This is a genomic window from Verrucomicrobiota bacterium (assembly GCA_038744685.1).
Lineage (GTDB): Bacteria > Verrucomicrobiota > Verrucomicrobiia > Opitutales > Puniceicoccaceae > Puniceicoccus.
On sequence record JBCDMB010000014.1, the window covers coordinates 26,021 to 40,621 of the forward strand.

Annotated in this window: 13 protein-coding genes; all 13 read right to left on the reverse strand. The window is 47.6% G+C overall.

Translation table 11 applies throughout. The features are described 5' to 3' along the window. Positions 1-5: 5 nt before the first annotated feature. The 13 genes from AAGJ81_09455 to AAGJ81_09515 all read right to left on the reverse strand — a co-directional run bounded on the left by AAGJ81_09455 (position 6) and on the right by AAGJ81_09515 (position 14,344). Entirely contained in the window at positions 6-1,244 is a 1,239-nt protein-coding gene (locus AAGJ81_09455) for a glycosyltransferase family 4 protein (protein MEM0966359.1), read from the reverse strand. Positions 1,245-1,822: 578 nt separating this feature from the next. Next, on the reverse strand, positions 1,823-2,953 hold the full coding sequence (locus tag AAGJ81_09460; GenBank protein ID MEM0966360.1) for a glycosyltransferase: 1,131 nt from the start codon (positions 2,951-2,953) through the stop codon (positions 1,823-1,825). Between the two features lie 113 nt (positions 2,954-3,066). Next, the gene (locus tag AAGJ81_09465) at positions 3,067-3,771 is read right to left on the reverse strand and encodes a hypothetical protein (protein ID MEM0966361.1); all 705 of its coding nucleotides are present in this window, start codon (positions 3,769-3,771) and stop codon (positions 3,067-3,069) included. 443 nt (positions 3,772-4,214) lie between these two features. Next, positions 4,215-4,754 (reverse strand): DapH/DapD/GlmU-related protein, encoded by a 540-nt coding sequence (locus AAGJ81_09470; protein MEM0966362.1) that lies wholly within the window; start codon positions 4,752-4,754, stop codon positions 4,215-4,217. A gap of 11 nt (positions 4,755-4,765) precedes the next feature. After that, a complete protein-coding gene (locus AAGJ81_09475; protein MEM0966363.1) occupies positions 4,766-6,010 on the reverse strand; it encodes a hypothetical protein in 1,245 nt (414 codons plus the stop codon). Positions 6,011-6,027: 17 nt separating this feature from the next. After that, on the reverse strand, positions 6,028-6,792 hold the full coding sequence (locus tag AAGJ81_09480) for an FkbM family methyltransferase (GenBank protein ID MEM0966364.1): 765 nt from the start codon (positions 6,790-6,792) through the stop codon (positions 6,028-6,030). Positions 6,793-6,812: 20 nt separating this feature from the next. Continuing rightward, a complete protein-coding gene (locus AAGJ81_09485; GenBank protein ID MEM0966365.1) occupies positions 6,813-7,934 on the reverse strand; it encodes a glycosyltransferase family 4 protein in 1,122 nt (373 codons plus the stop codon). A gap of 55 nt (positions 7,935-7,989) precedes the next feature. Continuing rightward, on the reverse strand, positions 7,990-9,126 hold the full coding sequence (locus tag AAGJ81_09490; GenBank protein MEM0966366.1) for a glycosyltransferase family 4 protein: 1,137 nt from the start codon (positions 9,124-9,126) through the stop codon (positions 7,990-7,992). Between the two features lies 1 nt (position 9,127). Then, a complete protein-coding gene (locus AAGJ81_09495; GenBank protein MEM0966367.1) occupies positions 9,128-10,321 on the reverse strand; it encodes a glycosyltransferase family 4 protein in 1,194 nt (397 codons plus the stop codon). Further along, a complete protein-coding gene (locus AAGJ81_09500; GenBank protein ID MEM0966368.1) occupies positions 10,318-11,172 on the reverse strand; it encodes a sulfotransferase in 855 nt (284 codons plus the stop codon). Before AAGJ81_09500 ends, AAGJ81_09495 begins: the two co-directional genes overlap by 4 nt. Continuing rightward, a complete protein-coding gene (locus tag AAGJ81_09505; protein MEM0966369.1) occupies positions 11,169-12,191 on the reverse strand; it encodes a hypothetical protein in 1,023 nt (340 codons plus the stop codon). The genes AAGJ81_09500 and AAGJ81_09505 overlap by 4 nt, the downstream gene beginning before the upstream one ends. A 32-nt stretch (positions 12,192-12,223) precedes the next feature. Then, positions 12,224-13,213 carry a glycosyltransferase family 2 protein gene (locus AAGJ81_09510; protein MEM0966370.1) on the reverse strand — a complete coding sequence of 330 codons (990 nt, stop codon included), beginning with the start codon at positions 13,211-13,213 and terminating at the stop codon, positions 12,224-12,226. A 3-nt stretch (positions 13,214-13,216) separates the two neighbouring features. Continuing rightward, positions 13,217-14,344 (reverse strand): glycosyltransferase family 61 protein, encoded by a 1,128-nt coding sequence (locus tag AAGJ81_09515; GenBank protein ID MEM0966371.1) that lies wholly within the window; start codon positions 14,342-14,344, stop codon positions 13,217-13,219. Positions 14,345-14,601 lie beyond the last annotated feature (257 nt).

A 14,601-nucleotide genomic window follows, 5' to 3' on the forward strand; every position in this document is an offset into this window, starting at 1 on the left:
TCAGGTCATCGCTCGGTTAGCTTTGGTGTAGTTGCCGCCACCGCGGCCAACCTATCTCCAAGTCGCTCAATCGAATACTCGTTCCAGTTCAACTCGTGTGCGGACCATTTTGCGAGATTCTTTGGATTTGTGATGCAGTGCATAATCGCTGCCTTGATGTTATCAGCGTTCACTTCGTCAAGAATAAGCCCGTCATCAGCACTTTGCACGACTTGTCCACAAAAGCGAGAAGTGATTAGCGGTAGCCTGTAGGCGGCTGCTTCAAGTTGCGTCAGGGCAAAGCCATCCGAGAGGGTGGGTAGGATAAAGACATCCGCTTCACGGTAGAGTTGCCTTGTGCGCTGGCGGTCAACGGGGCCGTGGACGGTGAGACGGTGAGGCTGTGAGGCAGTGAGTCGGTGAGTCGGTGAGACGGGAAAGCTCTGGTCGATAGGACCGGCAAGGTCGAGAGTGACGGGTTGATCGGCGAGGCCTTCCATGGCTTCGAGGAGGAGATGGACGCCTTTGCGGTGGATGACCTGGCCGAGAAATAGCAGTTTAAGTGGGCGGTGTTGGGTAAATTGTGTTGGGTACTGCTTGGGGGATTCAACCCTATCCCGAGTGTAGGCCAAGGGGACGACCTTGATTTTCTCTTCAGGGACCTCTGAATATTTGATCAGCAGCTCTTTCGACCAAGACGAGTTGACTAGGATGTGGTCGGCAAGTTCGATCTCCTTGCGCCATGAGTCCCAGTAGCTTTCCGGCCGGTCTTCGATTCTTTGAGAGATTTCAGGTGGCAAGACTGTTTTGAGATGTTCGATCTCCCCCGGGCCAGGATCAACCTGTCCGAGAATACAGACCGCACCCTCGCGCTTCGCGACTTCAAATAGAGTTCGTGCTGTGTAGGAATATGAAAAGACTATCGGATTTTTGACGGATCTAAGGGTGCGTTTTAAACGTGGAATGCACTTTCGTTGAAACCATTGGTCACGCAGCTCAATCGTATCCCATGGTTTCCGTCTTGATACTCTGGCTAAAAGGTCAAAGAGAACACGGCTTGAATTGAATGCTCTTACTGGTGTCTTTTCGAGATCATTATGGAAACGGGTCGCCAAAGCAGCTTGTCGAAGCGCCTTTGGGAACCACTGCCACTTTGGGGTGATCCATGCATCGGTTTGTAGGAGAGCGAGGGAATTGTTCGCGTGGAGTGCTCGCGGAATGCTGTAGTGTTCGCGGGATCCGAGTTGATAGCAGAGCCAGGACATTCGGTGAGACAGTGAGACGGTTAGACGGTGAGACGGTGAGTCAGTGAGACGGTGGGTATTGAAGAGTGGGCACGTTGCTGTGGGGCCCTTCTACGCTCTTGCGTCGTCATTTTACTTCGCTGATAGAGGCCGGCGGTTGTGCTATCAAAAAGGGATATAACGAAAAGACAGGTTTTGCCGTATTTTGCCCGGTCACTTCGTAGGTAAAGGGCATATCCTTGTGAGGTAATTTTGAAGGGGAAGCGAGTCTCCGGGGCGGTGCTTTCTGATCAGTAAAGAATTTGGATCGGAAGGCGAGGGAGGTGAAGTAAATCGAAAAGGCCTCAACCGATGTGCTCAAAGAGGTGGCTTTCAAGGTTTTGGTCATTATCGACTGAGACCGTAGTGCTCACGAGAGCTAAATTGATGGCAAAGCCAAGACATTCGGTGAGACGGTCAGACAGTTAAAGGGTCAGCCGGTTAGACGGTGAAACGGTATTACTGTTTCACTGACTAACTGACTAACCGTCTCACTGGCTTACTGGTTAACCAACTAACTAACTGACCGACTCACCGGACAATTCTTACTGCCCACCGTTTCACCGTTTCACCGATTCACCGAACGACCGCATCGCCTCGACGACACGCCGAGCATTTTCCTCCCAAGAGTTATCGTTGAGATATTCCTCCCATCTGGCGTCCGGACAATTCGGGGTGCTCAGTATCCGTTCAAGGCCTCGTTCGATTTCTTCAGAGGAGTCCGGCTCGACCCAAGGACCTAGGTTGTATTTCTCGACCGCTGTTTTTAGCGGACTCGGTCCGCAACTCGCTAGAATCGGTTTTCGGAATTGGACATTTACATTGAGGACGCCACTGGCGGAGCGAAAGTCGCTTGAGTAGGTCAGCGCGACCGAATCACTTGCAGTGAAATACTTCCACACGTCTTCTTCTGGAATGTACTCGTTAAACCAGTGGCAACGATCTGCGACGCCCAATTTGGTAGCCAGTTGCTGGTATTCTTCGACTGGTTTCTGTCCCCCCGACTGCTCTCTGCCAGCGACGATGAGATGGACCATGCTATGCTTACCCAGAGCATGAAGAATTAGATCAAGATTCTTCGCGTCACGGATGTGACCAAACGAAAGCAGTGCAAAGGCACCGTCGGGAATATTGAAATCGGCGCGTAGTCTAGCTCTTGGTGTGGTGCCTGTTGGAACAGGGAATGGGCCACACGGAATCTCAACAACCAGAGGTTTCTTTATCAGACCGCCCCAACTGATCTCGGACGCATCGTGCACGAATACTGCGTCAACGAAAGAATAGGCTGCTCGAATGGAGGCTTGGTGGAACCAATTTGGACCACGAACATAATCACGAACCGGGTCATGAACGATCGCGGCGATCCGAGTTCCGCTATCGCGAAGTCTTCTGAAATGGTGTGCCCAGAGCGGCGCAAGATATTCACCCCATGAGGAGAGAAGGAGCCAGTCAGGTATTCTTTTCCGCGTCTCATGTGCGAGACTTCTCTTATCGCGGATGGTCGTTTGGAGAAACAAGCCGACTCTTCCGAGCTTACCCGGAAAATGGAGGCGAGGCTTCTTCGCTACAGACTTATGCGCGGAGCATTCGATGCCTACCTCTTTCGCAAGAGCACGCCTTTGCTCCAAAGCATAACGGGCAAGTCCGCCTTCATTGTAGGCGCAGTGATACAGCAGTTTTAAAGTAGACACAACGAGATGTATCTTAAAGAGTATTGGGTTCCTGGTTAGGCTCTTGAACCTTTCTATCTGCAGGCCCGAATTGGATGGTAGCGGCTGGTGTCATGCGCCAGAGGGGCTCCGACCTACCGCACGCCGAACTTATCGGTAAACTCCCGATCAAGTTTTCGAGTCGTGAGCCGTTTTTTTACCCAAAGTTTGAATTGTTTGAGAGGGGTATCGCGGAACTCATCGCTGCAGTTGTCGCCATGTGAAAGCGTATATGCGACTGCACTCAGCGGAAAAAACGGACTCGCCCCCGAAAGGTGCGGCCTAAGAAACGCCTCCATGTCACTATGGCTTAAACGGCACCATGGTATTTTGCGGAGCTCGTTATCGTCATCCGATCTCGGCAGATCAAAGAGGGAAGCGCTTATGATTGCTGTCGACCCACACAGGTTAAGTAGCCTGTCTGTATGCGACCATCTTTTTATGTCGGCATACCAAATATAACCTCGGTTAACTAGCCAACCAGCTTGTTGAGGCAACTCTCGGTAGGTCTTTACAAAGTTCCGATGAAAGTAATCATCCGCATCGAGCACGAACCAATCGGTTACTTCTTGCTGTTGGAGATGTCGCATCCCAAGCGATATTTTTCGCTGCTTATCTAATATTCGATCAAAATCCGCGTAGTTGGAGTAAGAGCCACCTCGCTTTAAGGGAGGCAGATCGAAAGAACTTTCGATCCAAACGATTTTTCTCGTCCATTCACTCCAAGGCAGATCGGGTTGCTCATGCCCAACGACCACGGAGCACCAACCGTCCTCTGATTGACGGAGTAGACTCTTCAAGGTGCCTTTGAGGCACCTAGTGACTCCCGGCCAGTCCTTTGAGACACGTTTTGACTTAAGTGGGATGACGATTCCGAGCTTCACCTTGATTCACTCGGATGAAAGAGGCTACTTTGATAGGCCAAGGTGTCTGTTTCCGACTCGATGATGCAGTAATGCCTACTCGACAGAATTTTCCGGCTTTCTAAGCGGTCAGACCTATTTAAATGAATCGTCTCGAAGTGAATAATACTTGGCGGACTCCTCATGGCGAGAGCATACTTAACAATCTCGAAGTCAAAGCCTTCGGTATCGATTACTAGGATACCGATTTCGCTGAGATTACATTCCTCGCAGATGTGAAATCCTGCGTGTCTGTAAATAGAGATTAGGAGATTTTTTAGTTTGTTGGCCATTTTTGACTTCCTTTACTTGAAAGAGTTGAAGTACTTCGTCTCGGTGGTTCATACGATGAACGGAGAGTGGTTTAGGCTATAGTTAAGTGTGTCCTGACGCTCGCCGACTTTTTTTGCTGGTATGCCCGCAACTATTGAATTCAGCTCGACACTTTTGGTAACGACAGCCCCAGCACCAACCACGGCACCATCGCCAACCTTCACTCCGGGCAGAATAATCGCCCGATAGCCAATCCAGACGTGGTTCCCAATAATGACATCGTCACCGCGGTCAGCGAAGTTAGGTGATCGGGGGTCGTGGCCAAGGGTCAAAACCGCGGCTTCTGGGCCAATTGAGACATCTGCGCCCGTTCGGATCGCGTATCTCCTTCCATCGAGTAAACAACCGAAGTTAATCACATTGCGTTCGCCCAAATGGATTCTGCGACCGTTCAAGAATCGGCATCCCATTTGAATGCCAGTTCCTAGCCCTAGGTCGCCCAGCCACTGCTTCAGAAAAATCCGGCGAACCCTTCTCGATGGGCAGTTCGAAAGCCAGTGATTGTAACTGTAGGCTGCCAGTGTTCCGGCTAGGAGTCGTTTGTTCATCGAAAGTAGTTTTAAGCCGAAAGTTGAAGGTTACCCTCCTGAATCAGAATCTCTCGAAAATTGTAGGCTGAGAAATGCTCAGAGGCGGAGTGTATCATTTCCTGAGCGCGTTCTGCTAGTTTAGGATACTGTTTGATCGCCTGCTCAATGGCTGCTGCCAAGTGCTTACCTTCCCGATCAAGCTTGCAAGGAAGCGCCGCACCGTAACGCTCTGTTTGTTCCCAGAGTGTGGTACTCTCGGTTGTGATCACCGGGATCCCATAGAGCATGGCCTCAATCACGACTCTCGAAACGCGGAGCTGGTAGGCATCGCGGTAGGGCAGCAGCATAATATCGGTCTTAGCGAGTTGCTCATGATACCCGTTCCCTCTGAAGAGCTCGGTGATGTAATTGAACTTAGCGTGCTTTTCCAGATAGGGGCTCTTGCTTTGCAATTGGCCCTGCTCGTTCTTAAAGTCATCCAACCACTGCAGATGAAACTCCACCGGAAGATCTGGTTGCGACTTGAGAATCTTCTTCGCGGCCATTTGAATCAGCTCGCTGCCTTTTTCGAATCTCGCTGCGCCAAAGGCACCTAGAACTAGCGTTTCTTGTTCTTTGTTCTTTGTATTTTGTATTTCCTTTACAGGGGGTGTTTGTTTGAGCCGAACCGGGTGTGGGAAATAGGTAAATGGAACTCCGGTGGCCTTGGTCAGGGCATCGACCATTGCATAGGTCTCGGCTCCGAGAACAAGTTGGCCCGATTGGACATATTTACGAAGACGCCGGATCAACCAGTAGAAGATTCTAGCTGTTGGATCTCTATTTAATCTTGAGGCACCATCTAAATCGATGAAGATCGGGGTATTCGGAAAGAAGAGCAGAACCTTTGCTGAATTGTTCGTAAGTGGACCAGCTAAGAGTTTCCACCATCCCCAGAGATGGTGAACCAAGACGGTGGGGACAAACAGAACGTCGGGGGTCGAATCGGCTTCGTCCAAAAGCCGATAAACGGATTTGTAAGTCGCATTACCATGAGTGAAAACACGTAGCAGACGTTTCCACTTGGGGGAGGCGTCTCCCATCTGCGCCCAGATCGACGGAGGCAGCTTTGGTTTAGTTGAAAAACGTGCTTGTATTTCGGGCGTCGCATCACCCGCACAGAAAATTTCGAAGCAGTCATCACATTTGCTTAGCCCATCTCGAAAGGTCTCGATGTATTCACACCAGTGACCTTTCGAATCACGGAGTGCGTCTTCTAGAATCCACCAATGCACTTTGCAACAAAACGATTCTATCCCTCGTCCAACCGAACAAAAATCTTCGAGATTCTTGCCTGAGCGAAGAGACAGTACCTGCTATCGAGAAGGAATTTGCTGGTTTTGCTACGGGTTGAGCGGTCAAAGTCATCAACAACAATACATTTTGGCCTAATCTGGTCGAAGGGAAAAGCGCTTAAGATCTCAAAGTCTAAACCTTCGCAATCGATATTGAGTAAATCAAGATGGTTCCACATTTGTTGAAAGCGCTTTGTAAGCTGACCAATTGGCAAAAGAGCTACTTTTCTATTCACGGCTGTGCGATCAGTGCTCTTTTCGGAAGAGATATAATTCCGCTCCGGAGCCATCGGATGGTTAATGTAGTTCAGTAGTTTTGATTCTTCAAGACTTGCTGTAACACCAGCAGAGACGAACTGATCGCTTGGACGATATCGTTTCCACAGTTTCTCGAGATCGGGATTGGGTTCGATAGCCAGACCACGCCATCCTTTCCTGTAGAATAGGTAGGTATTTGACTTAGCAATGGGGTGGAATGCTCCGATATCGATATAATTCCCCGAACGCTTATAGAGCCCAAAGAAGTCCTGAACTAATAGGTCTTCACCGAACTGACTATAGGAATAGCAACAATGCTTAAGTCCTTCAAAACATCGAGGCGCACCCCTTGTTGCAAAATATTTGAGAATCTTTCGAACCGTTATAAACATCAGTGGATGACCGAATAGACGATAATCTTGGGTAGGAAAAAGGCTTATCTTCGATGAGCTACCATCTATCATCAGAAGATTAGGAACTCGTGCTAAATGGCTTCTTTTACAGCAGTCAAGAAGGCCTCTGCACTTCTCTCCGAAGAATAATACTCAATTGCCTTTTTCCTTCCGTTCTTTCCAAGTCTCTGACGTTCTTCAAGGCTCTCTAACAGTGAGATCATTTTTTCTGTGAATTCTTCAGCATTGTCGTAAAGTAAACCAGTGAGATTATTCTCAACGATCTCAGGAGTGGCTCCTGAGTTACGACCGATCACTGGTATTCCCCATGACATATACTCAGCCGTCACTCTGCCGAATCCTTCATTTTCGGAACACATCAAACCAATATCCAGCGATTTGTAGAAATTATCCATATACTCAAGGTGCCCGAGAAAATCGACCTGATCTTTTACTCCGAGATTCTTTGCTAGAGCTTCAAGTTCTGAGGTGTCTCCTTTTCCAGCCACGAGTAACTTCATCCTTAGGTTTGGTAAGCTCTGCTTGGATGCTGCGAATGCCTTTACCGCTACTGCTTGTCCTTTTGACGGCTTGATGAGTCCTGCAATACCGATATTCAAAGAGTCGCCCCTCGTTGGCTTCGGATTGAACCGCTCCAGTACCTCACTCTTGCACCCGATTCCGTTGTAAATTGTTATGAACTTTGAAATAGGAACAGACGGGTTCTGTTTGATGTGGTGCTTGGCAACAGCCTTGGAAATGCAAATCGCTCGCCTGGATTGATTGAGTTCTTTGCTCCTTCGTTTCATTCCAAAATCGGGCGAAAAGTCCCAGTCTAGGTCTCCATATTCTCTGATGTGCCAAACGTGGGGAATGTGATGGCGAGCGGCGATCAATGAGCCATAGGAGACGGCGGCAGTGTTCGATACAATGCAGTCTGGTTTGAATTCTCTTAGAACTGACTGCGTTTCTCGCAGTGCAAGCTTGTTGATACGTTTCTTCTTAACTGTTCGGAGAGCATTGGCTGAGGAGGAGAACCACCTTCGTGGGTGGTAGAGCGGTTTTTCGCTAGGCCAGCAGACCCCAGACGAAAAGAATATTTGCTTTCCTCTGATCTTTTCAACCTTTAGGCGCCCTTCAATTGGACCCGCATCTGGATAGAGAACAAGTGACTCTACGCCCAGATCTGAGAGACCATTGATCAGGTCGATCATCGATAGGTTTCCTCCATAAAGGCTGGAACCAAAGGTAATAAAAAGAATTCGCACCCTATTCTTCAAGACCGAGGAGGTGGCGCAACTTGGCGCGTTCGATTCTCCATGTAAAATTCTTCTCCAACCTCTCTCGAGCTGCGCGCCCCATTCTCTCACGTTGTTTCTGATTATTGGCAAGACTTGCGATGTGTTGAGCCATCGACTGGACGTCACCTTCATCTACAAGTTCGCCCGAAATGCCTTCTTCCACTTGTTCAATAATCCCAGCGTGGCGGGTGGAAATTACAGGCAGTGCATGTGACATCGCTTCCAGTATCGATACTGGGAACCCTTCTTTGTCTCCTGTTACAGGGTCAGTAGCGCTGTGTTGAATAAAGATGTCTGATGCCGAGAGCGTTTTACTCACGACTTCCGGGGGTTGAGGCCCGAGCAGTTCGACCTGATTCGAGAGATCAAAGACATTAACGAATTGCTTGGCTGCAGCAAAGAGCTCGCCTCCTCCAATATAATTCAGTCTCAAATTCGGCTGAATTAGAAGTGCTCGTCTAAATGATTCCAGAAGCAAAATCGGAGCCTTAATATTAGTGAACCTTCCTACAGCGGTACATTGGACTTCATTTTTAGTTCTTAGAGCGCCAGGTGATCTTTCTGGAATTTCGGTGCCGCAACTAATCACGTGAATACGTTCCTCTCTCAGGCCTAGTTCCTTTAAAGCACGTTTGCTTTCCTGATTGATGGTAATGATTCCAGCCAAATCTCTATAACGAAGATATTGCTCTTGCATAAGCGGATCTTTTAGGCATCCGGAAACATCACGTCCGTGAGCATGGATGAATAGAGAAATTCCCAGAGTATTACAGACATCAATCATATGGAGAGATTGGTCCATATACTGAGCCATCATAACGGTGACTTTATGCCTTTTCAGGAAACAACACAATGGGTCGAATCGTCTTAAGTATTTTGATTCTTTGCGCGATGCCCTAAATCGTTCCCAGAGCCAGTGCATCTTCGTGCTTGCGTTGTATTTTGGTATTGAGACGTCCCAATTTCCTGCTTGCGGCTTTCGGTTCGTCGAGAATATCGCGACAGTTTTCGGGTGTAGTTGAGTGAGGTGCCTGAAGATGAACGTCTCCGACAATACCCCCAGGCCGGGCGTATAGACAGCAAGGGTTTTTTGTGTTGTTTTCACGCTATTTAAGAAGGCGAGTTACGTGGCGTTTGATTTCTCCCTTTAATGTCGGGTCGAAGTACTGCGCGCGGACTGCAGGTCCCCGAATCCTTTTCCATCGCTTTTGTGTCTCTAGGTTTCTAAAAAGGTCGAGATAGTTGGATATTTGCTCTCTCTGACTGAACCTTCCTGCCTTCAGCGCTTCGTAGCTTGATGCCGAGAGGGTTTTCTTTTTCTCTTTATCATTCGACAAAGTCGCTAAAAGTTCGGCACATCTCTTATAGTCACCAATCTCAAAAATCAGACCATTGGTATTGTGTTTGACAAGATCAGTGACCCCGCTCTTCACCCTTGAGACAACTGGTATGCAACCTCTTGCCATTGCTTCAACTAGTGCGACGGGTAAGCCCTCGAAATCCGAAGTGAGTAAGAAAACATCGTGCGTGGCAAATTCCTTGAGGACACGTTCGTTTGCTAGGGTGCCAACAAACCGCACTCTCTTACCCTTGTCGATTACTGCAATGCGCTTTTGAAGCTCTTCCTCGTCTTTGCCCTGGCCGGCAATCGTCATTTCGAAATTGGTGTCGTTTCGATACAAAGCCTGGACTATGGACGGGATGTCAAGAATCCGTTTTTGATACTGTGAGAGCCTGCCTGCATAGATTATCCGGAGCGTCTCGCTAACTTTGCGACTTGGTGGTTTGGACGGACAAGGAACGGAGTTTGGGATCGAAACAATTTTGTCCGCCAGTTTTGGGAAATAACTCCTCGCATTCTTGGCGATCAGGGGGCTTACGCAGACGATGGCATTCCAGTAATCTCCCATCCGTTCGATATGCTCATAATGATAATCCTCGTCGGCATGAGCGACACCCACTATCTTAATCGAGTCCGACAGCATCGGAGATGCACATGAAAATGCCCGATCCTGATTCGGGAGGTAAATGCAGGATCCCTTCTCGCTCAGATAGTTGTCCAAGCGCTTCCAACGGCGTTTCCATGTTGAGAGGTTTGATTTGGGCAGTTCGTTAAAGGGGATGCTATTTGGCCGATCAAGCGGAGCTTGTTCAACAGCCAATGGATCATTGGTTAAGAGGAGCTCAGCACTGCGCCCTGCTTGAATGAACCCATCGACAAGGTTTTGAGCGTAGGTGTTCACGCCGCCCAGATACCATTTGTTGGTTCCGACTACAATATGAGGGGAAGCGGTCCTCATTGCGAATCGTCCGTATCATTCCAATCGAAACGCTCTCCGATTAGATTGAAGAGCAATTCGTTTTTTTCGAAATAGAATCTCTTCAGCCAGTGAATTGATTCACTGTCTAGTCTTCTCCTATTTGAAGGGAAATATCGATTGAGACGGTAGGCGATACGTTGTCGGTTTGGGAACAGGCACGTGGCAATCATTCCAGGCAAACTGTGAACGACTCCGTTTTCAGGCTTGTCGAGATCTACAAACCCATCGTAACTCGAAATCTTGAGAAAGCTGCATAAGCGATCCAAAGCCTTTTCCGGAGCCTCGACGATGTCTCGCTGAAACTCGAATACAATGAATTGCTCTCTAGGAAAGACCCTAAAGTAAGCGGATAACTGACTGAAATAGTCTCCCTTCTCCAATAGTCCAAATTCGCGGGAACGATTACTGTGACTCCCATGTATGATCGATTTGTTTGAAACCCATGGCCAGAAGTAACCATAACTTAGAAAGTGATTAATGGCGGATTCCACGCGTTCCACCGGATCTCGAAGGACCACGACAAATTTTGCATCGCTTCTAAAGGTTCGGATTAATTCGTGGACTCTGGGTTCGTGGGCGTGGACGTCGTCGCCACCTAGTCCACCGCCGGCCCATAGATACTCTGGGGTTTTCTCAGCGATGATTTTCGCGTCTCCTGTTTGGTTGAAGTGGGTTTCATACCATTCAAAACCTTTCGTATAATTATAAGGTTTATCGAAAAAGTGAATCTCGTGAGGAGCCACAAAAACCTCAGGGTGCTGGTTCAATCGAGAAGCTAACCAAGTGGAACCGCATTTTTGACCACCTAATATGAAACAGTTTGCAGTCATCCTGCTTGAGATTTGACCAACTCAAAGCCTTTCTCGTCCCAAGTCTTTGGTAAAGTCTCGAAGAGATACTTGGTTTTACTATCGTTTATGACATAATCGTAAGAAGCTCGAATCCGTTGGTCATAGCTGTGATCGATCATCTCTTCCCAACCCAGTGATTTAAAAAAATCGAGGGCATTTAAATTGAGCCGTAAGCGCTGTATCCAGAATTCGGGGGGGTGCAAGTTGCCGGAATCTCTACGGAAATATTCTGGACGCATGTGGCCTGCTCCTCCGATGTGGCAAGCCATATCCTCCGCAAATATATTTTTTAGCTTAAATCCTAATGCTTGAGCTTTCAGCGCGTGGAGCACTCCGCTGTCCAGGTAGAAATGATCGTTGAAGCGCATTCTGGGGAATTCGCTCTTTAGGCGTATGATCGCTTTCGGGTCGTCAAGTGTTTGGTTTTGAAATTGTATTGAGCAATGTATGCGCGGGTTGACTGCATATAGTTCGGTCAGGTTTGAGCGAAGTGTTTGCCCATTGAGAGTCGCGGAGCTATCTATCGTTCTAAGCCCTCTGGTGAGGCAATAGATTTCAGCACCCGACTCACTTTCAATATAGTGGAACCAATTTGAGTCTGTGAGGAAGCAGTCCGCGTCGACGAAGCACACGAACTCATCGGACGAGAATTCTCGAAGAACGTTGTTCACCGCCAACTGGTGAATTGGCCCGTAGTAAGCAACACCTTGTCGTGCGAAGACCCATTTTCTCCTGAGGCCAGGTTCGAATCGATTGAGTAGGCCCGTCGTGACAATTATGCGATTATCTTGTGATAACCAATCGTTCCATTTGATTAGTGAACGATCATCACCGCTGTTATTGCCATAATCGCCAACCGCATCCAGATGGATGTAAACTCGAGGATGGGTATTATCGATCTTTGCACTGTGGTATTTAATTTGCCTTGCTGCTAGACGTGCATAGGGGACGATAGTTGTCCCATAGCAAAGGATATGATATGATACACTAACAGGCATGACTGGGAGCGTGAACTAAACGAACCGTTAGCTTAAAAGTTCTTTAGAAGAGTCTTGATCTTTAGTTTGTAACGTAAGAAAACCTTGGTCATCTTGTTTCCTCCGATGTGGATAAAAAACTTAAAGATCGGCATTGAAGATTGGCCGCTGAGTGCTGACAGCGCAGCCCAGAGTTCTTTTTTTTCGCCTTTAGAAAAGAGTGGCCAAGGTGTGTATGCGGCTTGGTTTCTTGCCATCTTTGAACGCGCGGATCTGAGTTTAGCCTCTGGTAGATTGTGCCTCTTGAATCCAGATGGAAGTGAGTGCGTGAAAACATGGGTAAGCCCTTCTATTTCACTTAACTTGCGGCGTGCTCGATTATTGCCACTGTTGGGCCATTGGCGATAGAGGGCGAGCCTCTTCGGTATGTACGCATTTCCCCATCCTTGGTTCGCAATGCGAACCGTCAAATCGTAGTCTTCTGCGAAAGACAACGAAATGTCTGAATAGTTGACCTGTTCAAGGGCAGTCCTCCGAAACATAAGTATGTTTGCCGAGACACGATAACCTGATAATGCCCTCATCAGCGCTTCCTCGGGAGAATAGTATACTTTACGTCGATTCAGGATTCTCTTTGAACCAAGGGTATCATCTAGATTTATCGTTTGGGTTAGCACGTGAACATACCCCGCCTGAGGGTGTGCTTCCATTACTTTGAGTGCCTCTACGGCAAATGTTGGTTCAAGAATGTCGTCCGAATCGAGTCTTAGAATGAACTCCTCCTTGGGCAGGCGTAGACAAAAGTCTACGTTTTTTCCCAGTCCCAGATTTGTTTCATGGTGGATTACTTGAAGATTCTTATATTGTTCTCTGAGTCGCTGACAAATGACCGGAGTGTCGTCGGTGCTGCAGTCATCCACAATGTAGACCTCACATCTGCATCCTTCTTGTTTGAGCGCACTCGTAGCTGCCCGCTTCAGGTACTTTCCTTGGTTGTATGCAGGGATGACGATTGCGACTTTAGGACACCTAAAACCGTTCATCTTTCACTCTGCCATTGATAGCCACGCTAAAATCGAATTGATCGATACCACGAAATCACTATTAGGGCTAATTGGATTCTGTGAATCACATACTGCGTAGGAGTATTTGAGGCCTAGACAATTTGAGATTGACCAATAACAGGTGCACCCTAGGTGCAGTTTTTCTGGGAAAAGCTCGAGCACAGAAGTTCCAGAGCTAGCGAAGAGAAGATTGACCAGACCTGCCCCGTGAGGCGCGATTATCTGCCTTGCGTTATGAAAAATAGATATTTGTTCTTTTACTGAAAGTCCTGCAAGGCAGTAGGTTTTTACACCATGATCTTCTAATCTTTTGATCAATTGATGTTCGTTTGTTATTCTACGTGATTTAGCATCATTCCTAGAGATATAAATCGCTGAAGAAGAGGTGTATTTTCGGTCATCCGCGAAATGCCTTTTTAGTTTATTAATTTGCTTTACAGTTTGAGGGCATTGGAAGCGTGATAGGGTTCTCGCTGGTGACCAGTAAAGGGTTTTGATCAATAGATTTTCGAACTTTCTAGGGAATATCAGATTCTTCCGATTAATTCCCAGTTGTCTTATAAATTCTAGAAATGCATTATTTGCATTCGATGGGCAGATGAATTTGACTTCATTAGGGAGGTGCTCTATGACCGACACGAGACGCTGTAGGATGTCAGAGAATAAATGATAATGGGCACCTGGGCATAGGCCAATCAGGCTGTATGAGGGCTCAGTAATTTTACGAGTGCTAAACGAATACTTGGTATAATCACTGCTTCCTTCAATATGCCAAGGCATCCTATTAATATGTTCAAAACTGTATCCTATCTTCGGCAGGTGGAGAAGCCCCCTTTCAGATTTAATGATTACGTCTGATAATTTAAGTAAGTAATTATCTTCGACCGAGTAATCTAGAGCCTCTTCAAAATATTTATGATTCTTCCCGTTAATCTCAACTGGTAGGGTATGCCTTGCATTAAATCCCGAGCTGATCAGAGTGAAATTTGATTGGTTGAGTTTTACGCATTCGTCGAGACGCTTGATTACAGGAGCTCGAAGGTTGAGCGAGCGCTGGATTCGCCATGACAGTCGGTTGATAAGCTTGAGTCCAATTTCTGGAATTTCCACGGAACAAATTTGAGAAAAGTAGTGTTTCGATAGGGAACCCGAGAGTCTTAAAGGGCACTTCGGGCTACTACGGTATTCGCCGTCATTCCATAATTTCAGGGTGAAAGAAGTCAAATCTGCTCTGATTTACAAAGATCGGCCAAGATATTGTGGTTTCTTGAGACGATTTTTTGGCGCAATTGGCCCATTTGGGCAGGGTGGAGCCGTGATCTAGGTCCTGAAGAATGCATAGCGGTCGAGATTGTAGGTGAGATTAG

What these genes read in the sequence shown, in the direction of transcription:
- AAGJ81_09470 (MEM0966362.1), bottom strand. Translation starts at nt 4,754, where the DNA reads ATGAACAAACGACTCCTAGCCGGAACACTGGCAGCCTACAGTTACAAT.
- AAGJ81_09495 (MEM0966367.1), bottom strand. Translation starts at nt 10,321, where the DNA reads ATGAGGACCGCTTCCCCTCATATTGTAGTCGGAACCAACAAATGGTAT.
- AAGJ81_09480 (MEM0966364.1), bottom strand. Translation starts at nt 6,792, where the DNA reads ATGATAGATGGTAGCTCATCGAAGATAAGCCTTTTTCCTACCCAAGAT.
- AAGJ81_09455 (MEM0966359.1), bottom strand. Translation starts at nt 1,244, where the DNA reads ATGTCCTGGCTCTGCTATCAACTCGGATCCCGCGAACACTACAGCATT.
- AAGJ81_09485 (MEM0966365.1), bottom strand. Translation starts at nt 7,934, where the DNA reads ATGATCGACCTGATCAATGGTCTCTCAGATCTGGGCGTAGAGTCACTT.
- AAGJ81_09505 (MEM0966369.1), bottom strand. Translation starts at nt 12,191, where the DNA reads ATGCCTGTTAGTGTATCATATCATATCCTTTGCTATGGGACAACTATC.
- AAGJ81_09510 (MEM0966370.1), bottom strand. Translation starts at nt 13,213, where the DNA reads ATGAACGGTTTTAGGTGTCCTAAAGTCGCAATCGTCATCCCTGCATAC.
- AAGJ81_09500 (MEM0966368.1), bottom strand. Translation starts at nt 11,172, where the DNA reads ATGACTGCAAACTGTTTCATATTAGGTGGTCAAAAATGCGGTTCCACT.